This window comes from Trichocoleus sp. FACHB-90 (assembly GCF_014695505.1).
GTDB lineage: Bacteria > Cyanobacteriota > Cyanobacteriia > Cyanobacteriales > FACHB-T130 > Funiculus > Funiculus sociatus.
This window is the reverse complement of the sequence record NZ_JACJOK010000020.1, coordinates 81,467-107,768: the sequence shown is the minus strand read 5'-3', so window position 1 is coordinate 107,768 and position 26,302 is coordinate 81,467. Positions and strand designations below refer to the sequence as shown.

The following is a 26,302-nucleotide window of genomic DNA, read 5'->3' as shown; positions in this document are numbered from 1 at the left end:
GTTCAAATGGCTTATTAGCCATTAGCTACTGACAAACAAGCAAAAATTAAAATTTTCCTGGTAATGAATCGGCAAAATATTGATCCTGAATTTGAAGCGTTATTAGAGTACCTAAAAAACAACCGTGGTTTTGACTTCACAGGTTATAAGCGTTCTAGCTTGATGCGTCGGGTAAACAAAAGAATGCAAACTGTAGGGATAGAAACCTACAACGATTATTTAGACTACTTGCAAGTAAATGCAGAAGAATTTATTCCCCTATTCAACACCCTATTAATTAACGTTACTTGCTTCTTTCGCGATCGCGAAGCCTGGGATTACATCGGCGAAAAAATCGTTCCCCTCATCGCTGCCAACAAAGAAGCTAACGAACCGATCCGCATCTGGAGTGCTGCCTGTGCCTCCGGAGAAGAAGCTTATACCCTGGCAATGGTACTGGCTGAGGCGCTGGGGGTGGAACAGTTCAAAGCACGAGTGAAAATTTACGCCACTGAGTTAGACGAAGACGCACTCTCCGAAGCCCGCAAAGCTACTTACACTCTTGAGCAAGTGGAGAGCCTTTCCCCAGAAATGCTCGATAAGTATTTCGAGCGATGCGAACGCGGCTACAGCTTCCGTAAGGATCTACGTCGTAACCTGATTTTTGGGCAGAACAACTTAACTATCGATGCTCCCATCTCCCGCGTTGACTTGCTGGTGTGCCGCAACGCCCTGATCTATTTCAATGTCGAAACTCAAGCCAAAATTTTCAACCGCTTTCACTTTGCCCTGCGAGAGGGCGGCTTTCTGTTTTTGGGGAAAGCTGAGATGTTGGTTACTCAGGCTCATCGCTTTACACCTGTAGATTTGAAGCTACGAGTTTTTAGAACAGTACCTAAGATAGGTATGCGCGATCGCTTATCATTCATGGCAAACACTGATAAAGACCAGAAAGTGAACAAGATCGGCAGTAATACACGCATCCGAGAAGCCGCCTTTGATAACTCTGTAGTTCCACAGATAGTGGTAAATGTCAATGGCTTCCTGACGCAAGTAAATGAACGAGCCAGAGCCATGTTTGGCTTGCAGCCTGGGGATCTCGGTCGTCCCTTGCAAGATTTAGAAATTTCTTATCGTCCGGTAGAGTTGCGTTCCTGCATCGAGCAAGCTTATACAGATCACCGTCCGGTTCACATCAAAGAGGTTGAATGGAGAAGTTTATCCGGTGAATTAATCTATCTAGAGCTGGTAGTGTCACCCCTGGTAGAGATGAGCGGCAATATCCTGGGCGTTGCGATTTCTTTTACGGATGTCAGCCGCTATAAACGGCTGCAAGACGACTTACAGCACTCTAGCCAAGAACTGGAGATGGCTTATGAAGAACTCCAGTCTACAAATGAAGAGTTAGAAACGACTAACGAAGAACTGCAATCTTCTAATGAAGAATTAGAAACAACTAACGAAGAACTGCAATCTTCTAATGAAGAATTAGAAACAATGAATGAGGAATTGCAATCGACTAACGAGGAATTGCAAGCTCTCAACGATGAAATGCGCCGCCGCACCGAAGAACTCAACGAAGTAAACGCCTTTTTAGAGGCTATCTTTACCAGTCTGCGAGGCGGCGTTGTGGTGGTGAATCAAGATTTGTACATCCAGATTTGGAACCACAAAGCGGAAGATTTGTGGGGACTGCGAGTCGATGAAGTTCAGGGACAGCACTTTCTGAATCTGGATATTGGCTTACCTGTAGAGCAACTTAAACAATCTATCCGCAGATGTTTGTCTGGGGAAAGTGATTATCAAGAAGTGATAGCAAATGCTATCAATCGGCGCGGTAAGGCGATCGCGTGTAAAGTTACCTGCACGCCACTGGTTAACTCCCGACGAGAAATTCAGGGAGTGATTTTGGTGATGGAGGAGCAAGAGGCGCTAGAGGCTTCTTAGAGGATGTCTGAATAAATCGCCCACAGACTTCCAATCACCTAGTATTTTTGCAAAACTGGGATACACCCGTGGAGATCCCCCTTAAAAAGCTACGGTGTATACAGATTTCTGTACAGAACCGAAATCCTTGGAGATCCCCCTAAATCCCCCTTAAAAAGGGGGACTTTGAATCCGGTTCCCCCCTTAAAAAGGGGGGCTAGGGGGGATCAAAACGTTATAGGACAGCGCTAGAAGACTTGTGTATACACGGTAGGGACTAAGACTTGATTCTCCCCCCCCTTTTTTCTAGCGCAGCGGCGCGTTAGCGCGGGGGCTAGGGGGGATCAAAACGTTATAGGACAGCGCTAGAAGACTTGTGTATACACGGTAGGGATTAAGACTTGATTCTCCCCCCTTTTTAAGGGAGGCTGGGGGGGATCAAACTAACTTTTGACACTTCTGGGACATCCTCTTAGGGGAAATCTTGTATATAACTTAAGAGCTAGTTAGTTTCAGCCTGATAGGGGAGTGATAAACATCCTAAGTTTGTAAATCTTATGTCTATAAGGATATACCAATTTCAAATTACGTAATTACATAGGAAAGTAACAAATGGCGAAATTCTTAACAAAAAAATAAACTTCTTGGATTGATGAGCCTGGAAATAAATTTCAAGCTAAAAACTTAAACCCGTTTTAACAGTTTGAAACATTTACCCAGGAATCGTGAGATAGCTGAAGCTATAAGCCGAGAAGTAAAGTTTTCGGCTGAGTTTGGCAAGAGGCCTAATAAACAAGGGCTTTTCTGAGAAAGTAAAAAGAAACTTAAAACACATTGGTCGTGTAAAATCTCAAAAAGGCTTTAACATGAAAAGCATAATTTTGTTACTACCCCGTTCAATGACTGGTGGCTGAAAAGGAATTTTTTCCGACATTGCTTTCCAGAAACAGTAAAATCCCGTTTGAATAAGGATCGTGGATGGGGACGAGGGCCAGCCAAATCCCAGAAAGGCCTTAATAAAGCTGGGTTATTGTAATAATCACCAAATTGTGGATTACTTTAAAGCTGTAGGGGCGTATAGTATATTCACCTAATCTAAGAGAAACCCTATTCAAACCAATACATCTGGGTTAGTGATGTTCCGCCAGCGCGTAAGCACAAGCGATCGCAACAATTAATCTCTCTCTAGGAAATCTCTCTATAGGAAGAGAAAAGCCAAAAGGGCCGAAAACAAAAAAAAATAGTTTTATTTCCCAAACCTGGGAGCAAGACAAGAAAAATTGAAGAATCCTTTTTTACCCTTTACTTTTAAAAACAACCTCTAGTTCCCAAAATGAACACCAACGAATTTACCCAGCAAATGAAGAAGGTGTATAACCGCGCTGGTAGCTTATATCAGCGAGCTGGGGAATCCCATGTAATAGAGTATCCAGCACTGCTGGCGGACTCTCTCGAAGAACTCCGCACCTCGTTGGAAGAACTGCGCGTCGCTGAAGAGGAACTGCGCCAGCAAAATGAGGAACTGCAATCAGCGCGGGAAACAGTGGAAGCGGAACGCCAGCGCTATCAGGAGTTGTTCGAGTTCGCGCCCGATGGCTACCTGGTGACTGATGCTGATGGGACAATTCGGGAAGCCAATCGCGCCGCCGCTGATTTGCTCGGTATCGCGCACAATTATTTAATGGGCAAGCCGTTAATCATCTTTATCTCCCAGGAAGAACGACGCGCTTTTCGTACCAAACTTCTGCGGCTGCGCGAAGTCGGCTCGTCGGAGCGTGAGTGGGAGGTGGTTGTGAAACCGCGTCATGACAACTGCTTTCATGCTGCTCTGACTGTCGCCAGTGTGCGCGATCGCCAAGACAAGGTTATCTCCCTGCGCTGGATGATGCGCGACATCACCGCCCGCAAGGAAGCTGAAGAAAAAATTCGCGCCTATCATCTGCAAAATCTCCAACTTCAAGAAGCTTCTCGGTTGAAATCGCAGTTTTTGGCGTTGATGTCCCACGAACTGCGTACTCCAATGAACGCGATTATTGGCTTTTCCCAATTGCTGCTGCGCCAGCGTAACCATAACTTGCCCTCAAATCAAGCAAATATGGTGGAGCGCATTCTTAACAGTGGTAAGCACCTGCTGAAGATGATCGAGGAGATTCTAGATTTCTCTAAGCTGGAGGCTGGACGGCTGGATCTCGACTTAGCAGAATTTAACTTAGTCGGACTGGTGAAGGAAACCGTTGAAGAACTCCAGTGTTTGGCAGAGCAGAAGCAGTTGGAACTGAATATTCAATGTTGTCTGGATAACCCTTGTGTTGTCAATGACAAAGCCCGTTTGAGGCAGATTTTAGTTAATCTCATCTCCAACGCGATTAAGTTTACTGACTCTGGTAGCATCTTGCTGGAGGCGCAGGAATTGTCTGATAACCGAGTAGCGATCGCTGTTAAAGACACGGGGATTGGCATTGATCCGTCCGACTTACAGCACATTTTTCAAGAATTTCGCCAAATCAATCAGAGTCTAACACGCGACAGGGGTGGTACTGGTTTGGGGCTGGCGATTAGCGATCGCTTGGTTCGGATGATGCAGGGAAAGATTAAGGTAGAGAGTCAGTTGGGGGAAGGCTCCACTTTTCAGGTGGAGTTGCCAAGACAAATTCCTGTGGAGTTAGAAGTTATAAGTTGAAAGTTAGCAATTAATAATACCAATTAAAAAAAATACAACATATCAATTGCCTGTAGGGGCATGGCAATGCCTATCGCTGTCAATTTAACGTTAGCTTGGCGGTTGTAGACGCGATAGCGGCTTCCCGTAGGGTAACCGCAGCTACATAAACAAAACCCGCCTGCGCGGGTTAAAAGAACCTTGATCAGAGCGCGTTAGTCCGCGCACCATCCGGACTTCGTTTTTGTAGGCGCGAATTCCATTCGCCAGGGCTTAAGTTGACACTAATGGGCATTGCCATACCCCTATCCGTGTATCTGTCACAGATATCACGCCCTACGATATATCAAGGCTCCTTTCGTTCTGCTATTCGCAGCTTAGCTGAACGCGATCGCGGATTATTTCCTATTTCATCTTCTTGTGGTATAATCGGCTTTTTCGTCAACACCCGTAAGATTGACGTTCCCCGCAGCCCGTGCTTCACCAGTCGGTCTTCTAAACTATGAAAACTGATAATCCCAATTCTGCCTTCTGGTTTTAACCAGGTGGGTGCTTTATTTATCAAGGTTTCCAGTGCGGTTAATTCATCGTTAACCACAATTCGCAAAGCTTGAAAGACGCGAGTAGCTGGGTGAATTCTGCCGTAGCGGTATGCTTTGGGAACGCTGTAAGCGATCGCTTCCGCTAACTGTGTTGTCGTCTGAAACGGGCGTTTTTCCACAATTGCCCTGGCAATTCGTCTAGATAGGCGTTCTTCCCCGTATTTAAAGAAGATATCTGCCAGTTTCGATTCTTCCCAGTGATTGATCGCCTCAGCTGCTGTAAGCGATCGCTCCCTGTTCATCCGCATATCTAACTCGGCTTCGTGGCGAAAACTAAAGCCTCGCTCTGGTACATCGAACTGAGCCGAGCTAACACCCAAGTCGGCTATTATACCATCAAAAGTGAGATTATTCGGCTGATACTCAGAAAAATTGCCATGCCAGAAGTGGATGCGATCGCTATACTGGGCGAGTTGGGTTTTGGCGGATGCGATCGCTTGCTGATCTTGGTCAATAGCCGTCACCTGAGTATCCGGTGCAGCTTCCAGAATTAATCGACTGTGACCGCCACCCCCCACAGTTGCATCTAAATAGTGTCCCCCTGGACGGATTGCCAACCCCTCAATTAACTCCCGACTCAAAACAGGAACATGATAAAATTTCGGTGCTTCTGTTTGATTTGTCACATTCAATTCATTCACATCTGTTACTCAAAATCTAACTGCGATAAATAGACGCTTCCTCTATTTTGGAGAATATTTTTCCTAGTTTCTTGTTGGAACCTACCTGCTCATTAGTAACATTGTTCAGAACAAGCACATATAAAGAACCGGGAAACTCCATTTCTGATGTCAGATTCCTAAAAAAATCATTGTCCTGTTCTGAAGTATACACTTTCCACCAATTTCGATGCAGCGTCACACCTAGAATATAAAACGGCTTTTCTGGAAAGTATTGAACTACTTTCCGCACCAAGTAAGCTTCTTGCACTTGAGGATAATTAGATAAATGCTGGCACAAGTGTTGAACGGTTGAAGCTGGCACATTGTGCGTTTGAAATTCATCTTTTTCGCTGACAAAAGACCGCTCTTGCCTTGCTCGCGAAATTAGGTCATAGTGTTTCTCGATACGCTGCTGATAAACCTTAGCTTTTTCTATTTCTCCTTGTTGCTTCAGGAAATAGTAAATTAACTCGCAGCCTGGGATGATATTATCTGGCTCGCCTGCGATCGCTTTTTCGATGTAAATGATGCCATGAGCATCATTTTGTTTTAATAATATCTGTCCCAAGGCATAGTTAGCCGCCGGATGATTTGGTTCAGTAGAGAGTATTTCTTGAAACAACGCGATCGCTACCTCATGTCCCTTAAACTCTGCCGTCCAGCAAGCGCGATTCCACGCTTCCTCCGCAGTTAACGACCCGTTCCGGGCTTTTTCATCTAGAGTTTGCAGAGTTTTTTGCGCTTCCTGAGCATAAGCGTATCTTTGCCGCCAAGGAGTAGCCATTTCCTCCTGCCAAGTGCGGTCAAAATGGGCTGTCAAATGGCTCAAAGCCTTACCCAGAAATTTCTGGGCCGCACTCAACTGCACAGGTGCTGGCAGCAGTATTTGCTGCCCCGCCAAAGGAAGATATCCTAAAGCCGAGAGTCGATCCGATAGGCACGGGTGAGTATCAACATTACTGGTTTTTTCTGCTAGAACTTGGTCAATCCATGTACTCGCATCTTCAGAATTAACACCAGTACCCAAAGCACTAAACATCGAGGTAAAAGTTGCCATTGGTGGTTCTACCTGACGCTCTACCTGCTTATAAATACTTGGCCAAAAAGAACTCTGCAAAAATATATCTTTGACTTTTATATTAATCAGCGCCTCAGCTATATTTTGCGCCCCAGCCAATTCTGCTGCACAACGATCCGCCTCGTATTCATTTGTTCGTCTCAAAACAAAGGAATAAGCGCTGAAAAAGGGAGCATACCAGTTAAAAAAGCGATCGAAAAGCACGGAAGAACCATCATGTCCGCTGTGCCGCAATCTTTCCAACATCTGATAATAAGTTTCTTGGATGCGATAAATCCAGGCACTGAAGCGATTATGGTTTCCTGACAAATGTCCGAACTCGTGAGCAAGTACAGCGCGAAACTGCTCCGGCGAAAGGGCTTGCATCAAAGGTAGCCCTATAAGCAGATAGTTTTGCTGCCATCCAAATATCCCCAAACGCGGTACTTGACGGACACCTGCATTGAATTCCTCAGTCAACAAAATGCGGTGAAATCGAGGTGCTTGCAAGGCAGATGTTAGTTCGTTAATTAAAGCAAACAGGTCGGGAACCTCTTGCGGAGTCAGTTCTAAGCCTGTCGGCGGCGGGAACCGCACCCACAGGGATTTTAGAACAATGAACACTGGAACAAGTACCACAATGCCGACTTTGATCAGAGCGCTACTAACGTGCCTGCTGTAGATTAGTGCCAGTAAAACTAATCCAAAGATTGCCAATAGCCCTGCCAAAACCAAGAAAATATAGGCATAGCCCAAGGCAGCTAGAAGACCGACGCGGAACTTGTAGCTTGCTGGTTGCTTGCGGGCAAAACCCTCCAGACGCTTAACCAGCGCATCGAACTGCTCTTGATTCATTAGAATTCATCCAACTCTTTTATTTAGAGTTCCCAATAACCAGGCAATTTCCACAAGGTTTTGCCCGAATTATCCTTGGTTGAAAGCAGCTCGACTTTAAGCGCATCCTGCGGTCAAAGCTCCATATAATTAAGTAAGTGCAACAAAAATAAACACTCAGTAGTAAACCGTACAGATGCCCGCCGAGGCAATTTTGACGTGTTTTGTGATTGAGATGCGGCTGCCCAAATTTTCATCAAGGGAATTGCTGATATATGGCAAAGCTAGAGACTAGAACTGAACCGATGGTGCTGAACATGGGGCCGCACCATCCCTCCATGCACGGAGTGATGCGACTAATCGTCACCCTAGACGGCGAGGATGTCGTAGATTGCGAACCTGTAATCGGCTACCTGCATCGCGGCATGGAAAAAATTGCCGAAAACCGCACCAACATCATGTACGTTCCTTACGTTAGTCGCTGGGACTACGCCGAAGGAATGTTTAACGAGGCTATCACCGTCAACGCCCCAGAAAAGCTGGCTGATATCGCGGTTCCCAAACGCGCCAGCTACATCCGCGTCATCATGCTAGAACTGAACCGCATCGCTAACCACTTGCTGTGGCTTGGCCCGTTCATGGCTGACGTTGGCGCACAGACTCCCTTCTTTTACATTTTCCGGGAACGGGAGTTGATTTATGACCTGTGGGAAGCCGCTTCGGGTTATCGGATGGTGAACAACAACTACTTCCGCATTGGAGGAGTTGCTGTTGATTTGCCTTACGGCTGGGTTGACAAGTGCCAAGACTTCTGCGACTACTTTTACCCGAAAGTTGACGAATACGAACGCTTGATTACCGACAACCCCATTTTCCGCCGTCGGGTTGAGGGCGTTGGCACTATCAACCGCGAAGAAGCGATTAACTGGGGACTTTCTGGCCCCATGCTGCGCGCTTCCGGGGTGAAGTGGGATTTGCGGAAAGTTGACCACTACGAATGTTACGACGATTTCGACTGGGATGTGCAGTGGGAAACTGCTGGGGATTGTTTTGCCCGTTACTTAGTGCGGATTCGGGAGATGCGCGAATCTGTGAAGATTCTTCGCCAAGCCCTTAAGGGACTTCCTGGTGGCCCTTACGAAAACTTGGAAGCTAAGCGGATGGCAGAAGGGGCAAAATCTGAGTGGAACGATTTTGATTACCAGTACATCGGTAAGAAAATCTCCCCTACCTTCAAGATTCCCAAAGGCGAACACTATGTCCGCGTCGAGTGTGGCAAAGGTGAACTGGGAATTTTCTTGATTGGGGATGATAACGTTTTCCCCTGGCGTTGGAAGATTCGCACTCCCGATTTTGTTAACGTGCAAATCCTACCTCACATCATTAAGGGTGTGAAGGTGGCTGATATCGTGACAATTTTGGGCAGTATCGATATCATCATGGGTTCAGTGGATCGATAAAGAAAATGAAAAAGGCAAAAGGAAAAAATCACTTTTGCCTTTTTCATTTTTCATGTCTAGCTTAGATAAACAATGGGTGAGGAGTTGATAATGCAAGTTCCAGAAATTACTCAGACACTCTTAGATGCGAAAAAAAATAAGAAACTAAGCTTTGGCGATTTAGAAAAAATATTGGGACGTGACGAGGTATGGATTGCAGCGGTGATCTACCGTCAAGCTAGTGCTTCTGAGGAAGAGGCGAATAAGCTGGTTTCTGCATTAGATGTTAACCCAGTTTATGCTAAAGAATTAACAGAAAGTCCTCTAAAAGGCTTGGGGCCAGTTGTTCCTACTGATCCTTTGATTTATCGATTTTATGAAATAATGCAGGTTTACGGAATGCCAATCAAAAGCGTCATTCACGAAAAGTTTGGTGATGGCATTATGAGCGCAATTGATTTTACCTTGGATGTGGAGAAGGAAGAAGATCCCAAAGGCGATCGCGTAAAAGTCATCATGTCTGGCAAGTTTTTGCCCTACAAAAAGTGGTAACTCGTTGCTAGGGTTGGGGAAAGGCGATCGCGTTCTTGATGAGACGCTGGAAAGAGCGATCGCTTACCTGTTGAACTCCTGTGTTAAATATTTTTTTGGAGATAACTGTGGCGAATCAACCTAATGCGGTAGAGTGGACACCCGAAGCCGAAGCCAAGCTGAAAGAAATTCCCTTTTTTGTCCGTCCTGCTGCTAGGAAAAAAATCGAAAAATTTGCCCAAGAAGCAGGGCAAAAATTAATAACAGCGGAAGTTTATCAGCAAGCTAAACAACAGTTTGGGCAGTAGCAGCGGCGTAAAGTTTAGGGGCGATCGTTTTATGTTCAGTTGAGATAGCGATCGCGTAATTATCATCTCTGGCAAGTTTTTGCCCTACAAAAAATCGTAGCACTCAGCCCCATAGCCCATCTAATAACCGCTACGGCTGGTTGTTATGTTCAGTGTACCTATCGTCCCACTATTATTTGTCGTACTAGGGGCGATGGGATACGCGCTTGGTAAGGTAGTCGAGGGTGTGGTTATCAACCCTCCATAATTCGTTGTTGTACCAGGTGCCGAGGGATACTTAGTCGGCAAAGTGGCGGTAGGTCTAGCTATTGACGCAGGTGGCAAAGTTGTAGACTGGGGAGTAGTTGTAAAACTTGGCTCCATTGTAAAGAGTTTCGACTTATTTGTATTTTTTTTAGCTTTGTTCTTCTTGCTTGAAGAACTCTTTTTCGTGCCAGTCTCCTTAGAGGAAGCTTGCTGCACGAAATCTGGTCGGGAATTGCGCTGGGAAATTAATGTAAAACTGACAAAAGAAGAGATACCTGCAACGACAGACAGACTTAGAACGCTTAAGAGTAAATACTTTCTTTTGTATGCTTCTTTTGATATAGTCCGCAGGTTCATAGGTGTTCCGTTACTTTAGTACAATACTCGTCTTCTGGACGAAACCGAGGTTATTACGCAAATATACGTATACACTCAATTTAACTTTAGGTAATCTTTAAGTAAAGCTGCCACCCTTCCGAGTACATCTTTACTAAATATTTACAAATATCGGTATATTTCCGCCTAATTATAAAGTTACTGTGAAGCGATCGCGCCAGTAATACGCAGAGAAACGGATGCGATCGCTCAAGTCGCACTATTTTAAACTCAGTAAACTTACTTATTAATCCGTCTTAGGGCAGATGCAGACGGGTACTTACCAACTACTATTAATTCTTGTCGTTCTAGAATGCGCTCATCGTTGTTAAAATCTAGAATTCGTGCAGTTACTTCGCCAATATCTGTCAGCGGTTGAATCGCATTGTCATCTAGTCGAAAAATATACCTGGCGATTGTAAATCGCGGCTATACAAACAAAGTCCGCCTTCGCGGACTTTTGAAACCCGCATAGGCGGGTTTAGTCTGTCTAGATGCGAATAGAATTCGCCCTTTTCACTTTAAATACTTACTCAGCTTTAATATACTTATAAGCCCGTGCTTTTGCTAGGATCATTATATGTTCTAGCGTCAGGAAATGGTCTAATTCCCGCTTTTCATCTGGTGTAAGTTCTCCGGCTTTGTGTTTATAAACCAAGTCTTCTAAACGTTCTTGTGCTGCTTCTAATAGTCGAAAATTAACAACACTTAGAGGAGTCGTTCCAGCAGCAATGAAGTCAATAATTTCGTCATAGACTTTGGTTGTCTTTACAGCGGTCATGAGTTTATCTCCATTTTTCTCTAATTTTACTTATCTAATTCTTTTAGTTTCTCAATGGCGAACTCGCGAACTTTCTCATCTGGGTCATTAAGAGAGCGATCGCGTCCACCTTTCAAGCAGAAAAAGCGCGATCGCTTCCTTCGCGACAAATTGTATTTTGGGGAAGCGATCGCGCTTTCCAAGAACAAGCAAATCGCCCACAGACTGGAATCGATGCTCCACAAACAAAGCCTGCCGACCCACGCTGAATTAAGTCCGCGTAGGCGGACTTGGTTTGTGTAGCCGCGATTTCCAATCGCCAGGTATTTTTGCTACCTGCGTCGGAGGAAGACAATTTCTGGGAGTGAATTGGAAACGTGTCAAAAGAATTTTTCGCCGTTGGCAAAATTATATCGATCTCATCGACAGCCTTGGCTAAAGTATATATATTAAAAAGTTTTTAAACGCTCTCATAACGCCAACCAAAACGCTATCGGTACGCAAAGAAAACTTTAAATTTTCCTCTGCGTACCGAGCGCATTTTTAACTCAGAAATTCGCGGGGGTCGGTTACATATCCAGTCAACGCCGAAGCCGCAGCAGTATAAGGCGAAGCTAAATAAATCCCCGCCTCTTTATTCCCCATCCGACCGGGGAAATTGCGGTTAGTCGTAGAAACGCAAATTTCCGGCTCATTCAGACGCCCGAAAGTATCCTTGGGGCCACCCAAACAAGCGGCGCAAGAAGGTGCCGCAGGCTCAATGCAACCAGCCGCCAAGAAAATCTCAGACAGAGTTTGCCCTTCGTACTTCTGGGTGAACAAATCTTCGTAGACTTTCTGCGTTGCTGGTACTAGATAAGTAGGAACCTTCACCTGCTGTCCCTTAAGAATGCGGGCAGCGTACATAAAATCTGAGGTTTTGCCGCCAGTGCAAGAACCGATATAAACTCGGTCAATCTTGACATCCCGGCATTCCCGTGCCAAAGCACGATTATCTGGAGAATGGGGCTTAGCGACAACTGGCTCTAACTTGGAGACATCATAATGCCGATCCGAGTAGAAACGAGCGTCAGCATCCGTATAAACTGGCTCAAAGGGTTTGTTAGTCCGGGCGCGGACGTACTCAAAGGTCGTCTCATCCGGGGCGACAGTGCCATTTTTGCCACCCGCCTCAATCGCCATATTACACAGCGTCATTCGGTCTTCCATCGAAAGACCGTCGATGGTACTACCGGAAAATTCCAGCGCCCGATAGGTGGCTCCAGCAACCCCAATATCTCCAATGATTTGCAATATCAGGTCTTTCGCCAACAGGTAATTCGGTATGTCGCCATCAAAGACAAAGCGCATCGTCGCTGGGACTTTAATCAGCAGCTTGCCGGTACCCATAATGAAACCAGCGTCCGTGTTGCCGATACCAGTGGCGAACTGACCAAAAGCGCCCGCGTTGCAGGTGTGGGAATCGGTACCAAACAGCACTTCCCCAGGACGGGTGTGACCTTCTTGTGCTAGGGCAATGTGGCAAACACCTTTGTAATCAGGGTTAGCTTTAAAGTCGGCTCGGTCGGTGATGTCGTAGAAATATTTAATGTCTTGCTCTTTGGCAAAGTCGCGCAGAATATCAACGTTGCGGTTAGCGCGTTCGTCGGCAGTAAAAATGTAGTGGTCTGGAATCAAAACAATTTTTTCTTTGTCCCAGACTTTGGCATCTGCGCCAAATTCCCGCTTGAATACCCCGATTGTACCGGGGCCGCAAACGTCATGAGTCATTAACAAATCAACGTTTACCCAGATATTGTCTCCCGGTTCAACAACAGACCGACCGGAAGCACGGGCTAAGATTTTTTCGGTGAGGGTCATCCCCATAAGTATTCTCCTGCAAAGATGCTTTAATAGCGATCGCTTTACCATCACTCAAGGGCAGCGAGTAGCGCTTTCCCGCATACGCCGGAAGCGAGTAGCGCATTCCTTAATGATGCCAACTTTTTCTAGAAATATGTCATTTTATATCGCCGTCCTCAACGAGTTGCGATTTTTTTGTTTGTAGGTAGCGCAGGTGTCATCACGACAGGCATCCTGCTATAGCAATCCTAAATGATTTGTGAAACCCTGTAGGGACACAGGACTGCCGTGTCCCTACAGGGCGAATACTCGTTAACAACTTAAATAAGATTCCTATACAAATGAAATAGGACTGTTATATCAATTTAATTTAAGCTATTAGCCATTAGTCTAATAACTAATGACTAATAACTAATAATTTACCACTTGAGCAAATTAAACTGCTCCATGTCCACCGTTTCGCGGTTGCGGTAAATTGAAAGCACAATTGCCAAACCAACAGCAGCTTCAGCCGCCGCAATTGTAATCACAAAAACAGTAAAAACCTGACCTTTAATTTCTTGGGGATCTAGATAATTAGAAAACCCCATTAAATTCAGGTTTACTGCATTCAGCATCAATTCAATCGACATCAGCACCCGCACTGCGTTGCGGCTGGTAATCAAGCCATAAATGCCGATGCAGAAAAGGGCAGCGGCTAATATTAGAAAATACTGAAGTTGCAGTTGCATGAGTTTTCTTTGCTTCTATGTATTGGTATCTACGGGGAGTTTTGTGCTTTCAGTGCCTACCGTCAAAAGTTCGCGGGGACGTTCTTGCAAAGTTAAAGCTTTTGTTTGAGCTAGTTCGGAGACTATTTCTTCTGGAATATATTCGCGACGCGCCAAAATAATTGCGCCCACCATTGCCATCAACAACAGTATAGAAACTAGCTCAAATGGCAGCAAAAAGTCGCTGAAAAAATGCTCACCCAACTGCACAATGGTACTTTCAACAGCATGGGGTAAGCTGGATAAAGCCCAAGGAGTTCTTACCACCATCGTTCCCAGAAGCGCAAACAAACCGACACATACAAATCCGGTTGAACCTTGACGAATCCAACGATTGCGAATGGGTGTAAAGTCCTCCCTCTTGTTCACCAACATGATGGCGAACAAAATCAAAACGTTAACAGCTCCAACATAGATGAGAACCTGCGCCGCTGATACAAAATCTGCATTCAGGAGAAGGTATAAACCAGCAATGCTGATAAATACTCCGCCCAACAAAAATGCTGAGTAGACAATACTAGAAAACAGCACTACTCCTAATGCTGCCCCAATCATCATCACCGACAGCAAGCCAAACGAAACAATCTGAACGCCTTCTGCTAGATTCACTGCTTTTTGTCCTTTGCTAATTGCTAATTGCTAGTGCCTAATGGCTAATTGATTAAAACCATTAGCCATTAGTCATGAGCAATTAGCCACTGACTTTTATTTTTCCATCTGTTCCAGAATTTCCTCTGGACGCTGACCAGCGCGAACAGAACCAGCAGGTAGGTCGTGCGGCTCCATGACACCTTTCGGCAGGTAGGCTAGTTCGCGTAGCGGTGTCACCATCGGGTCTTGCGTGACTTTATACGGCAGACGACCGAGTGCCACGTTGTCATAATTCAATTCGTGACGGTCGTAGGTGGAAAGCTCGTAATCTTCAGTCATCGACAAGCAATTAGTCGGACAGAATTCTACGCAGTTACCGCAAAAGATACAAACTCCGAAGTCGATGCTGTAATGTTTGAGCTGTTTCTTTTTGCTTTCCTTGTTAAATTCCCAATCCACCACTGGCAGATTTATAGGGCAAACCCGCACACAGACTTCGCAGGAAATACACTTATCAAATTCAAAGTGAATTCTACCCCGGAAGCGTTCGGAGGGAATGAGTTTTTCGTAGGGATACTGTACAGTAATTGGACGGCGCTGCATATGGTCGAAAGTCACGGACAATCCTTGACCAATATACCGAGCCGCCTGCACAGTTTCTTTAGCGTAATCGCCAACTTGTTTGAGGAACTTCAACATTGTTCGTGTCTCTCTCTATCCAATTTTGGATTTTGCGGAGGTGGGAGTTTCTGGGCCTCCGATGATTTTGGATTTTGCGGAGGTCGGAGTTTTTGGGACTCCGATGATTTTGGATGTTACAACTAATCCAAAATCTAAAATCTAAAATCGGACTAGCCACCAAAAGCACCAGGAAATGCGAGTTTTAGCGCTGCGGTTAATAGGAGGTTTACCAGCGATACTGGCAGCAGGAATTTCCAACCCAAATTAAGCAATTGGTCAATGCGAACGCGAGGTAAAGTCCACCGAAGTAGAACGGCAATGAAGATGAGGAAGTAAGCTTTCAGCAGAGTCATTGTGATTCCCAGAGAGGCATCAATTACCTGCAACAAGGGACTCGCTTCATTGAATCCCAGCCAGCTGCCTAACATCTCAATGGGAATAGGGAATTCCCAGCCGCCTAGATACAAAATGGCAACCAGTAGGGCGGAGAGAACGAGGTTGACGTAGGAACCAATGTAAAATAAACCGAATTTCATTCCTGAGTATTCGGTTTGATAACCTGCAACCAATTCTTCTTCTGCTTCTGGCAAGTCAAAGGGAAGTCTTTCGCATTCTGCTAAGGCTGCAATCCAAAAGATGATGAATCCTACGGGTTGTCGCCAAATGTTCCAGCTGAAAATGCCGTAGCCAGATTGCTGTTCTACGATGTCGATGGTGCTAAGACTGTTAGACATCATAGCGATCGCTAATACGGACAGCGCTAGCGGAATTTCGTAACTAATTGACTGTGCTGCTGCTCTCAAGCCACCTAGCAGCGAATACTTGTTGTTTGAGGAATAGCCAGACATCAGCAAGCCAATCGGGGCAATGCTGGAAAGCGCAATCCACAAAAAGACCCCTACGCTTATGTTAGCAATTACCAGGTTTTGTCCGAATGGCACAATTAAATAGGACAAAAACACTGGAATAACGACGATAATCGGCCCCAGGGTGAATAGCAAGCGGTCAGTCTTGGCTGGTACAATATCCTCTTTAAAAACCAGCTTCAGACCATCGGCTACTGGTTGTAAAACGCCCAATGGCCCGGCGAATTCTGGGCCAATGCGCTGCTGAGCGGCAGCAGAAATTTTCCGCTCCAGCCATACAACTACCAAAACGCCGACCGTGGCACCAATGATCATCAAAAACATTGGTAGCGGCATCCAAATCGCTTTGGCAGCACCAGCTGGGATGCCCAAATCCTTGAGGGATTCGATAAAAGTTCCTTGTAGGTCAATGCCTGGGTTCATGAAAGCCATCGCTAAGTAATTACTGAGCTGATTCGAGACACCGGGTGTCGAATCTGTCTATCTTTTCTATTGTGAAGATTTTTTTACGACCCCAGTGTTTAGTATATCGTTGCAGAGTATCCAGCCCAGCGTGGCCCATGAGAAATTCTACTTATCAATTTGGTTAAGGGATTGTATGTGAGCAGCGAGCGATCGCATTCAGATGGATGTGTAAAGTGCGATCGCTTGCTCCTTATGCTCCAGTGCGCTATGAGCAATGCTCATCCAACCAAACAACTAAATCCGTTGCAGTCTGAAAATCTAACAGCGCCTCGCCCAACTCCTCCAACTGCGCGACGGATAATGTCCCAATCTGCTCTTGCAGTTCTTGGTCAACAGAACCAAATCGACGGGTTAGCTGACGCAGGACAAGCGATCGCGCCTCTTCTTGTTTTCCTTGTTGCAACCCTTGTTGCACTCCCTTTTGGATGATGGCTTGATAAGTTACTGATTCCTGCATAATTTCCTCCCTCAAGAGTTGGCGAATTAAACTTTCTTCAAACCGCAAACCAGCCAGCACCTCGACACAAGCAGCGAGATTCCCCCGCTCCTCTGGTTCTTCGATCATATCGATCCCGGCTGCGACCTGCTCCAATAAGGCGTTGGGAGTGTTGCTTCTAGCTAGCGTAGCCAATGGCAACAAGGCACTGTTTGCCAAAAGTGGGGCTGGGTCTTCCTCCCACAGGCGGATAACTCGATACCTATGTCTGGTATTAGTTGCAGCGAACTGCTCGGTAAAGACAGCTTCAGAAGTGGTGGACTTTAAAAAAATGACGACTTGCTCAATGGGACAGCGATACTGTCGATACAGTCGCACCCAATAGTCGAGCATTCTAAATGGTAGTGGTGGCTCCGATGCTGGCAGGGTTTGAAATTCTATGTGCAGAATTTGGTTGGCAGTTTGCAACAGCGTGAGAGAATCGGCGCGAATTGGTTCGGTGCTAAGTTCAGTTTTGAGTACCTGAATTTCGGTAGCTTCATCTGAGAGTAGCCAGCGCACGAACTCGGCTGGGTACTGTTCTGCCAGATATTTGCAAATATTATCGTAATCCAATGGTAAGCGTGGGTTGAGATTCTTTGCTTACTTTACTGGGTGATCGTGAATTAGAGCGATGCGAAGAGAGCGCTAACACGCAAAAACTTCTGAAAAATAGCGATTAATCGATTAGCGCTTGGAATCCTTAAATAGAAGCTAGTTTTTTATCGCTTCTCACCTCTATTTGTTATGACTCAGCCAAATCTTTTGGAATTCGCAAAGCTTGGAGATGCAAGTCCCATTATTTGCCTGCATTCCTGCTGGAGCTATTTGCAATCAAGTTGGTGAGTTTGGGAGCCGTGTCACCTCTAAAAGTGTTTGGAATCTAGTTGGCGATTATGGAAGCCGTATTTCCGATACAAGTGCTTATAACACTAATACCAATCAGCCCCCTGTAATCGTAAATGAAAATAATTAAATTATAGGGTTTTTAACAGTAAATACAAGAATAAAAGGTGCGGTTGACCATGATTTGCTCCATAAAGCTATGTGTCAGCAATAACACGCTAGCACTGATAACCAGAAATACTAAAACTTATATAATTGTGTTTGGGTCAAAAAAGAGCGATCGCTCTTAACCTCAGTTTTTGTAAGGAGCGATCGCTTCTTACCCATACGTAAAAAAAGCGTCATCGCTTCCCCATTTTTCCCTATTTTTAGGAAAAGCGATCGCTCATCTGGTCTAGTCTATAAAAAAGCGCGATCGCTTTGTTGGACTAAGGGGAAACGATTGAAGAAGCCATTTCCAATCTGAAAGAAGCTACAAAGCTATACTTGCAAGAGTTTACCTGAATTAAATCTTTGTTTTCTTATTAAGAATTGCGGTACCCCTCAAGAAAAATGTAGAGACGTTTTTAGGAAACATCTCTACATGAGAAATAGTTTTTTGTTTTAACTTGTGACTAACGCTGGTCGATGGGGATATAGGCAGATCCGCGATCGCCAGTGTACATTTGGGTAGGACGGAAGATGCGGTTTTCTCCGAGCTGTTCTTTCCAGTGAGCAAGCCAACCAGCTACGCGAGCGATCGCAAACACCGGAGTAAACAAATCTGTGGGAATTTCCATTTTCCGATAAACCAAACCAGAGTAAAAATCTACGTTTGGATAGATGCCTTTTGAGCCTAATTTTTCCTCAACTGCTTTTTCCAACTCCACGGCAATGTCGTAGTATTTATCGTGTCCAAACTTCTCAAACAACTGCTCTGCTAAACTTTGCAAAATTGTTGCTCGCGGATCTTTCACCTTGTAGACGCGATGACCAAAGCCCATAATTTTAGACTTGGGCGGCAAATTATCCAGCCAAGGGCGGACATTTTCCACAGAGCCAATTTCTTCTAACATGGTGATGACTTCTTCATTCGCCCCACCATGCAGAGGCCCTGCTAGAGTTCCCACAGCTGAGGCTACCACCGCGTAGGGGTCAGTCAGAGTCGAAGCCGTTACCCTAGCTGAGAAGGTGGAAGCATTCATCGTATGCTCTGCATGGAGCGTCAGACAGACATCGAAAATCCTAGCCGCCAAGGGATCGGGTTCCCGCTCGTTTAGCATATATAGGAAATTGCCAGCGTAGTCGAGATCGTCGCGAGGACGCACCGGGTCGTTACCTTTCCGCATCAGCTGGAACGCCGCCACCATTGTCGGAATCTTTGCTAAAAGGCGCACCACGGCTTGGCGAATGTAAGCTGGGTTATCCAAGGCGCGACGGGAGTAAAACAGTCCTAGAGCCGCTGCTGAGGCTTGCAAGGCATCCATCGGGTGTCCGGTTTCGGGGAAGCATTTCATCATGTCCCGGATGCGATATTTAATCCGCCTGTGGTAGCGAATTTCACTTTCAAAGGCTTCGAGTTCTTCCTTTGTCGGGAGTTCACCCCAAATTAATAAATACGACGTTTCCAAAAACGTACTTTTTTCTGCGAGGTCTTCGATACGAATGCCTCTATATTCCAGTATCCCCTGTTTACCATCGACGTAGCTGATGCTGGATTGGGCAGCCGGAATGCCTTCTAGACCTGGTTTATACTCGCAGACAGTCATGTTACTACCAGTTGGGTGAGTGAAACATTTTCAGGGTAACTTACCAAAAATGGATGTATCGGTCGCCCTTTTTACCAGAATTATTTTATCGGCATTACAGTAACAGCTTGGGTGCTGTCAGCCAAAATAGTTCGCTATTACCTATCGGCGAACCGCTAGATGGCAAGTTTAACCCGATAATTCCTGCTTTTTTCAGGATGATGGCTGCTTTGGCATTACCCCAAACCAAGATTTCTGCCCAATTTCCCAAGTCTGGTTGATGACCAACTAGCGCTAACTGGGAACCGCCTGAGTTTTGCCATGCTTCTAACCAGTTGATCCAAGTATGGATGTTTCCACTGGGAGCAAGTTGGTTTGATTCTTCTAGATGGGAACTCAGATTAGTGCGGTAGAGAATTTCGGCAGTTTGACGCGCCCTGACTAGGGGACTGGTTAGAATCAGGTCGAAATGCAGATCCAACTCTTGCAGCCGTTTTGCTACTTTACCAGTTTTTTGCTGCCCAACGGCTGTCAAGGGGCGATCGCTATCGCTTTCATACTCAGATGGATCGGCTGCGATTCCATGACGAATTAAGTATAGTTTAGTGGTCATTGGTAATCGTCTTGCCCACTCCCCAACCTTTACTCTCCATGAAGTAGGTTATCTTTGGGGTTGACCAAGCGGAGGAGTTTTTGCTTGATTTGGCTGTCAAAAACTTCCCATTTTATCTTGGCGTACTCGGAATTTTCATTAAAGCCGCCCAAAAATCCCATCGGGATTTCAAAGCCGCCTGCTGAAAGTCTACCACCACCAAAGAAGCGTCCCTGACTGTCTTGCCCAAAGGCTTCTTTGATAAATTCGTCGGGGTCGAGGGTAAGTTTGCTGGTTCTCAGGGAACCGATGACAACTTCGAGTTCTTCGTCTTCGTCGTGGACAATCCCGTAAACGACAGCAGTGTGGACGTTTTCTTCTGTTACCAGAAAATCTGCCGCTTGGGGGATGGCATCTCGGTCTTCATAGCGAAGGTAGCCGACACCAGCGATGGAGAAGTTATTCTGGACGCTGCGGTTAGTAAGCGATCGCTCGATCACATCCATCACCCGCTTAGACCGATAAGCCTGCAAAACTGCATTCAGCAGTTGAGCATCATAAAATCGGCTCAGATACCCCGCCGCCTGAAAATCCTCTTCCTGCGCCTGCATCAGTCGGTTAGTATCCGACCTTAACCCGTGCATCAACGCCGTAGCGCATTTAACGTGATCGCTGACGCTGCTATCTAACTTCAGCAAACCCCCCTGGAGATACTGAGTTAAAATCGTGGCAGTAGCTCTGGTACTAGGGCGAATATCTGTAAATTCCGCGTTCAGTTCGTTCTGGGTACTGTGATGGTCAATCACAACCCTGATCGGGATGCCAGCATTTTGCACCAAAGGCAGTAATTGACAAGTAGTGCCTTGATTATCAATCAAAACGCATCCTTGATACACGGATAAATCTTTTTCCTTCAGGCTCTGGATACCCCAGCGTCTAGCAGGTAAACCCGTAAGTTTAACCAGAGCAATATTTTCCTGATGGCTAAGAGTACCAGCATAGACAATTTCGCACTGGATATTGTACTGCTTAGCAATAAGTTGATACGCCCAAGCTCCAGAAAGAGCATCTGGATCGGGAAAATCTTGCAGTAGCACCAGCTGGCGATCGCCTCGGTGACGCTCTAAACTTTGTCGTAGCAACTCGACTACACGTTCTGGCGACGGTTCGTTCGACACTCTTCTAGAATAATTCCCCGAAGCATTGCTCGATTTGGCAGTTGGCTCCATTTCTTGAGTTTCCACAACAAACGCTGAATTTTGCTGATTGTCTATAGACATCGATTCAGCGCCTATTGAAGAACCATTGAGAGGCTTGAGCAAATTTGATTGCATATAAATGACGCAATGTCAAAGTATTTTCTGATTAATATTCCAGTTGCTGCCGCGATCGTCCTCACACTTACTGCCAGATGTTTGAGGGTTGGTCAAAATTGATCCAGGCTATGAACAAGAAGGCTACATATGCTTCAAACCCGCTTTTTCTGAGCCAACCAGGTTGTCAGACGGTGGTGATAGGATGCCGAGCTGGACAGACCGACTTATTCCTTGATCTTGACAAAAAAATTGACCAGCCGCACTCCCTCTGTGGTGGCGTTTTCCGGACTTGACACAGAAACTTAACAGGCTAGAAATACAAGTTTGTTCTTTCTTTTGACTTTTGACAAAAAACCCCCTGCACCTCTTGATTGGTGTAGGGGGTTTAAAGACCAATTACATATTTTCGCCATTCCTGATGCGTACCACTCTTGAGGTGTTTAGCAACCTCAAAGTGCAGGCTACTGTATGGTTTTCGGGGAGGGTGTCGCAATATCATATTTGCTTCTTTCGGAGTGCGGCTACCTTTGTTGACATTGCACCGGACGCAAGCGGTGACAATGTTTTCCCAGCTATCACCACCACCGCGAGAACGGGGAATCACATGATCGAGGGTTAAATCATCACCCGTGTAAGAGCAGTATTGACAAGAGTGATTATCACGATGGAGGATATTTCGACGAGTCAGAGGAATTTCCTTGTAAGGAACTCGGACATAGTATCGCAGTCGAATAACCGTTGGTAATGGGAACTCTGTATATACGAGTTTGCCGTTGTGTTCAACTTGTTCGGCTTTCCCTTTGATCAACAAGACTGCCGCGCGTCGCCAGCTCGTTATATTGAGCGGTTCATACGAGGCGTTTAACACCAGAACCTTGCCCATAAGTGATCGAGATAAGAGAAGATTTTCCCAGATAGTAACACAGCTGCCATAGGGGCAGCCGGGGAAAGTGGGAGATCCTTGTTAAGAGTTTCCGACTGGAAACACTCATAAGAGAGGCGCTGGCTCCCCAAGGACTCAGGAAAGCTTGGATGATACGTGAAGCGGTCGCCTCGCTAATAGCATTCCCAGTTGAAAATTTTTAACGAAAAAATATTTGATTGTGTAGGGACAATGCCATGTCCCTACAGATGTATCGCTTTTCAGACGCACTTAGAGAACTACGTGGTTTTTAACTTTTTTCCCAGTCAGGAGATAAGTCGTCATGTCGCCTTTGCCTTTTACTTGAATGACACCCCGCTCCTGAAACTGATACTGATATTTTAATAACTCGTATGTAGCATCTGTAACTTGTATTTCACCGGGTATTCCGTGGGATTCCATGCGAGAGGCGGTATTTACCGTGTCACCCCACAGATCGTAAATAAACTTTTTGATACCAATAACGCCAGCAACGACTGGCCCAGTGTTGATGCCGATACGGATGCTGAAAGTTTTATCATTTTTGCGGTTAAAGTGAGCGATCGCATTCTGCATATCCAGCGCCATCGCAGCGATCGCTTCTGCGTGATCGGCTCTGGGTGTCGGCAAACCACCTACTACCATATAGGCATCGCCGATAGTTTTAATTTTCTCCAATCCGTGTTTTTCAGCTAATAGGTCAAAAGCTGAAAATATCTCGTTAAGCAACTCTACGAGTTTAGTTGGCGGTGTATCAGCAGAAAGTTCTGTAAAACCAACAATATCGGCAAATAAAACTGTCACTTCGGCAAAACTGTCAGCAATGGTACTTTCATCTCCTTTCAGTCGCTCAGCAATTAACTTCGGTAAAATATTGAGCAACAGTAATTCCGATTGTTCCTGTTGATAGCGCAGTGCTTCTTCTGCTAGTTTGCGCTCAGTAATATCTTGAACAGTGCCTTCGTAATACAAAACTTGCCCTTGAGAATTTCTAACGCTGCGTGCGCTTTCAGAAATCCAAATAATACTACCATCGTGACGATAAACTTGAGATTCAAACCGGGACACCGAATTATCCTTCTGCATAGCAGCAATAAATTCCGCACGTCGGTTAGGGTCAACGTAAACTTGCTGCTCAATATTGGTAATCTTCGCCATCATTTCTTCGGCTGAAGAGTAACCATATATGCGTGCTAATGCAGGATTCACGCTGATATAACTTCCTTCAAGAGTGGTTTGGAAAATGCCTTCAACCGCGTTTTCAAAGATGCTGCGATATCTCTCTTCGGCTTGGCGCAGTGCTGCTTCAGCTTGCTTGCGTTCGGTGATATCGCGGGAGTTAACTACCATACCTGCTATTGATGGATCGTCCAGTAGATTGCTACCAGTTGATTCTAGAAAACACCAGGAGCCATCCTTTCGCGGAAAACGATATTCACAAGAAAAAACAATATGAGGGTTGTCAAGAGATTTTTGGAAAGTATCTGCAACGCGAGAAATATCATTTGGGTGAACCATGTACAACGTATTTATGCCGATTAAGTCCTCCTTCTGGTATCCCAAAATGTTGAAAACCGAAGGACTTTGATAGCGGGTAATGCCGTCAGCTCCAAAAATAGTGATTAAATCCGAACTGTTGAGAATCAGAGAGCGGAATTTAGCTTCACTGGTAGCGAGTGCGGCTTCAGCAAGGCGTGCGTCGCTTGCTTCCATCGCCAAAGCACCCATATACGCCAAATAACTAGCAAAATTCTGCTCCTCCAGCGCCCAGCGTCGAACTGTACCGATGTGTTCCAGACAAAGCACCCCCACTGTTTGCCCACCAACCCGAATTGGCGCATCCAACATAGAAGCAATCCCCAAAGGAGCGAGATAAGATGCGGAAAACTCCTGAGTTCGAGGATCGGTGTGAGCATCGTCAGCTGCAATTACCCGATCCGCTTCCAACGCTTGGAAATAGCCTGGATAGTCAACATCTGCCAGTTCTGCGCCACTGGTATGCTGCTGGTTACGCAATTCATACAAGTCAACGCAAACCAATTTTAGATTTTGGTTTGTTTCCTCTGCCCTGTTCCCACTCTCCCACTCTCCCCAGTCGCCAGTCGAGAGCCTCCAATTGTAGAGCCACACACTGGCGCGTTCCACGTCTAGAGTGTTAGTTGCTGTCTCGGTAATCTCCCGCCATGCAGCACTCAAATCTCCGGCGTAGATGGGCTGACACCTAGCCATATCCAACAACGCTGTCTGCTGTTTGCGTAGCCGAGTCTCGCTTTCTTGGAGTGTCGCTTCTTTCTGGCGAATTTCTGCTTCAGCTTGTTTGCGCTGGGTGATATCCCGAACTACGATACACAACACCTCTCTGCCACCATAGGAAATCGGGTTGGCAGAGACTTCCACATCCACAAGAGTTCCATCTTGCCGCTGGTAGCGCCGTTCTCCCAGGACATGATGTTTTTCTGTCAGGATACGCTGAATATTTTGGTCAATGGTTTCGCGACGCGAGGCTATTACGTCATAAATTGTCAGTTCTAGCAACGCCGTGGAGGTGTAACCCACCAGTTCAGCAAAGGCGGTATTAGCTTCCAAAATGCGTCTGGTATCAACATCAACCAGAAAAATTCCTTCCGAGGCTTGCTCAACTACGGCGCGGTGACGTTCTTCGCTTTCTTGTCGCTGACGCACTTGATGTTCTAAGGCTGCCAGCATCAAGTTGATGTTGTCACTCAAGCTGGACAATTCATCTTTTCCCTGGCTTTCAAGGCGCATAGAAAGGTCGTTGCTGTTGCCAATTTTCTTTACCCCAGCGTTCAAAGAAGCCAACCGCGACAAAACTAATCGCTCCAGAAGCAGCAAGGTTATGCCGCCAAAAACCGCTCCCACCACTAGCAGGGATGCGATGAGATAGCGCAGGCGGATTTTGCCTTGCTGGTAAATTTCTCTGGGGATGTCCACCCGCAACAGCAGCGCCGGCTTGCCGTAGATGTCTTTTAGTATGGTGTATCCGGCTGTGCGATCGCTTGTGGCGTTGACTGCAATCTGTCCTTTCTGCAACAAACCTTTTTGCGCTGCTTGAAAGTCGGCAGGCATTTTGGCATCATTTAGCCTGTGTATGGTGACGGGGAAACGGTTGATCCGACTTATCTTTTCCAAAGCGGCAGCATCTAGGTAGCGCCCAAAGATTAAGGCTCCGCGATTCGCTCCTTTGCCATTGGTTGGTAAAATAGGCTGCGAATTAATCAGCATTGCCCCTTCAGGAAGCAGCAGCAGTCCCGCCAAACTGCGATTAGATAGGGGACGTTGTAAAAGCGGATCTTTGGGGGAAATGCGTTCTCGAATCAACGCTGGAATCGGCGTTTTTTTCTGGCTTTTTAAATCAAAACCTGTGCCAAAGACAATTTTTGAGTTTTTGTCGATGTACAGCACCAAGTTAACCCGTAAGTTGGTGAGGGATTCTGGAATGAGATTTGATTCTATGTAAGCTTGGTTTGGGTTTTCGATAAAGTTGTAAGTGTCATCCCACTTAGCCCAATCAACAGCAGTAACGCTTAAGTCGTTTCCGGTTTCGGCAAAAATATTAATTGTTCCCTTAACCACTTGGCGAGCATTGTGTTCCTCTGCTCTGGTGAGGCTACGCAACAAGATGGTCGAGGAGGTGGCATAGAGAACCCCAACTAGACCTACGAGGGTCGCGCCAATGACGAGTAGTGTCTTCGTTCGCAGTCTCATTTGTAGGGCTGACAAGGTTAGGGTGATTACAGTTCTATTTAGGCACAGGACTATAGACGACATTATTGTCTATAGTCCATCGTCTATCCTCTATCGTCTATCGTCCAGTGTGAAATTGCTAACGAT

The 26,302-nt window shown here is 45.9% G+C and carries 22 protein-coding genes and 1 pseudogene; 6 read left to right on the top strand and 17 right to left on the bottom strand.

Translation table 11 applies throughout. From position 1 onward, the window contains the following. Positions 1–63 precede the first annotated feature (63 nt). Together H6F74_RS06130 and H6F74_RS29870 are read left to right on the top strand one after the other, a co-directional pair. Positions 64–1,926 (top strand): CheR family methyltransferase, encoded by a 1,863-nt coding sequence (locus H6F74_RS06130; RefSeq protein WP_190437794.1) that lies wholly within the window; start codon positions 64–66, stop codon positions 1,924–1,926. 1,312 nt (positions 1,927–3,238) lie between these two features. Continuing rightward, positions 3,239–4,585, top strand: coding sequence for an ATP-binding protein (locus H6F74_RS29870; RefSeq protein WP_190437791.1), 1,347 nt, complete (start codon positions 3,239–3,241; stop codon positions 4,583–4,585). A gap of 325 nt (positions 4,586–4,910) precedes the next feature. On the opposite strand, the gene rsmH is transcribed toward H6F74_RS29870, so the two are convergent. Next, on the bottom strand, positions 4,911–5,807 hold the full coding sequence (rsmH, locus tag H6F74_RS06120; protein WP_347269480.1) for a 16S rRNA (cytosine(1402)-N(4))-methyltransferase RsmH: 897 nt from the start codon (positions 5,805–5,807) through the stop codon (positions 4,911–4,913). 16 nt (positions 5,808–5,823) lie between these two features. Next, positions 5,824–7,740, bottom strand: a complete 1,917-nt coding sequence (locus H6F74_RS06115) for a M48 family metallopeptidase (protein ID WP_199300884.1) — start codon at positions 7,738–7,740, stop codon at positions 5,824–5,826. Positions 7,741–7,994: 254 nt separating this feature from the next. On the opposite strand from H6F74_RS06115, the gene H6F74_RS06110 reads away from it, so the two are divergent. The 3 genes from H6F74_RS06110 to H6F74_RS06100 all read left to right on the top strand — a co-directional run bounded on the left by H6F74_RS06110 (position 7,995) and on the right by H6F74_RS06100 (position 9,997). Then, positions 7,995–9,179: an NAD(P)H-quinone oxidoreductase subunit H gene (locus tag H6F74_RS06110; RefSeq protein ID WP_190437788.1), complete on the top strand. Its 1,185-nt coding sequence runs from the start codon at positions 7,995–7,997 to the stop codon at positions 9,177–9,179. A 90-nt stretch (positions 9,180–9,269) separates the two neighbouring features. Beyond that, positions 9,270–9,710, top strand: a complete 441-nt coding sequence (gene cynS, locus H6F74_RS06105; RefSeq protein WP_190437784.1) for a cyanase — start codon at positions 9,270–9,272, stop codon at positions 9,708–9,710. 107 nt (positions 9,711–9,817) lie between these two features. Next, positions 9,818–9,997, top strand: a complete 180-nt coding sequence (locus H6F74_RS06100) for a PCP reductase family protein (protein WP_190427366.1) — start codon at positions 9,818–9,820, stop codon at positions 9,995–9,997. Here H6F74_RS06100 and H6F74_RS30410 read toward each other — a convergent pair. Further along, a complete protein-coding gene (locus tag H6F74_RS30410) occupies positions 9,975–10,100 on the bottom strand; it encodes a hypothetical protein (RefSeq protein WP_277875764.1) in 126 nt (41 codons plus the stop codon). The two genes, H6F74_RS06100 and H6F74_RS30410, sit on opposite strands and share 23 nt — an antisense overlap. 186 nt (positions 10,101–10,286) lie before the next feature. Here H6F74_RS30410 and H6F74_RS06095 point away from each other — a divergent pair, with 186 nt between their 5' ends. After that, complete coding sequence (locus H6F74_RS06095) at positions 10,287–10,619, top strand: hypothetical protein (RefSeq protein WP_190437781.1); 333 nt, start codon at positions 10,287–10,289, stop codon at positions 10,617–10,619. 239 nt (positions 10,620–10,858) lie between these two features. Here H6F74_RS06095 and H6F74_RS30875 read toward each other — a convergent pair. The 14 genes and pseudogenes from H6F74_RS30875 to H6F74_RS06030 form a co-directional block, all read right to left on the bottom strand. After that, positions 10,859–11,020 (bottom strand): annotated as a pseudogene (locus H6F74_RS30875) (HNH endonuclease); the annotation flags it as partial. 127 nt (positions 11,021–11,147) lie between these two features. Continuing rightward, positions 11,148–11,399 (bottom strand): hypothetical protein, encoded by a 252-nt coding sequence (locus tag H6F74_RS06090; RefSeq protein WP_190437778.1) that lies wholly within the window; start codon positions 11,397–11,399, stop codon positions 11,148–11,150. A gap of 26 nt (positions 11,400–11,425) precedes the next feature. Beyond that, positions 11,426–11,623 (bottom strand): hypothetical protein, encoded by a 198-nt coding sequence (locus H6F74_RS06085; protein ID WP_190437775.1) that lies wholly within the window; start codon positions 11,621–11,623, stop codon positions 11,426–11,428. Between the two features lie 298 nt (positions 11,624–11,921). Next, positions 11,922–13,244 carry a 3-isopropylmalate dehydratase large subunit gene (locus H6F74_RS06080; RefSeq protein ID WP_190437773.1) on the bottom strand — a complete coding sequence of 441 codons (1,323 nt, stop codon included), beginning with the start codon at positions 13,242–13,244 and terminating at the stop codon, positions 11,922–11,924. 395 nt (positions 13,245–13,639) lie between these two features. Continuing rightward, positions 13,640–13,945 (bottom strand): NADH-quinone oxidoreductase subunit NuoK, encoded by a 306-nt coding sequence (gene nuoK / locus H6F74_RS06075; protein ID WP_190427538.1) that lies wholly within the window; start codon positions 13,943–13,945, stop codon positions 13,640–13,642. Positions 13,946–13,966: 21 nt separating this feature from the next. Continuing rightward, complete coding sequence (locus H6F74_RS06070; RefSeq protein ID WP_190437770.1) at positions 13,967–14,599, bottom strand: NADH-quinone oxidoreductase subunit J; 633 nt, start codon at positions 14,597–14,599, stop codon at positions 13,967–13,969. A 96-nt stretch (positions 14,600–14,695) separates the two neighbouring features. Then, the gene (gene ndhI, locus H6F74_RS06065) at positions 14,696–15,277 is read right to left on the bottom strand and encodes an NAD(P)H-quinone oxidoreductase subunit I (protein ID WP_190437981.1); all 582 of its coding nucleotides are present in this window, start codon (positions 15,275–15,277) and stop codon (positions 14,696–14,698) included. A 155-nt stretch (positions 15,278–15,432) separates the two neighbouring features. Beyond that, on the bottom strand, positions 15,433–16,551 hold the full coding sequence (nuoH, locus tag H6F74_RS06060; protein ID WP_190437979.1) for an NADH-quinone oxidoreductase subunit NuoH: 1,119 nt from the start codon (positions 16,549–16,551) through the stop codon (positions 15,433–15,435). 247 nt (positions 16,552–16,798) lie between these two features. Then, positions 16,799–17,644: an Rpn family recombination-promoting nuclease/putative transposase gene (locus tag H6F74_RS06055; protein WP_190437767.1), complete on the bottom strand. Its 846-nt coding sequence runs from the start codon at positions 17,642–17,644 to the stop codon at positions 16,799–16,801. Between the two features lie 884 nt (positions 17,645–18,528). After that, positions 18,529–19,662, bottom strand: a complete 1,134-nt coding sequence (locus tag H6F74_RS06050; RefSeq protein WP_190437764.1) for a citrate synthase — start codon at positions 19,660–19,662, stop codon at positions 18,529–18,531. Positions 19,663–19,756: 94 nt separating this feature from the next. Next, positions 19,757–20,254, bottom strand: a complete 498-nt coding sequence (gene sixA, locus H6F74_RS06045) for a phosphohistidine phosphatase SixA (protein WP_190437762.1) — start codon at positions 20,252–20,254, stop codon at positions 19,757–19,759. A gap of 29 nt (positions 20,255–20,283) precedes the next feature. Continuing rightward, the gene (locus H6F74_RS06040) at positions 20,284–21,567 is read right to left on the bottom strand and encodes a bifunctional oligoribonuclease/PAP phosphatase NrnA (RefSeq protein ID WP_190437759.1); all 1,284 of its coding nucleotides are present in this window, start codon (positions 21,565–21,567) and stop codon (positions 20,284–20,286) included. 367 nt (positions 21,568–21,934) lie between these two features. Beyond that, entirely contained in the window at positions 21,935–22,432 is a 498-nt protein-coding gene (locus tag H6F74_RS06035) for an HNH endonuclease (RefSeq protein ID WP_190427406.1), read from the bottom strand. 270 nt (positions 22,433–22,702) lie between these two features. Next, complete coding sequence (locus tag H6F74_RS06030) at positions 22,703–26,176, bottom strand: PAS domain S-box protein (RefSeq protein ID WP_190437756.1); 3,474 nt, start codon at positions 26,174–26,176, stop codon at positions 22,703–22,705. Positions 26,177–26,302: the final 126 nt, after the last annotated feature.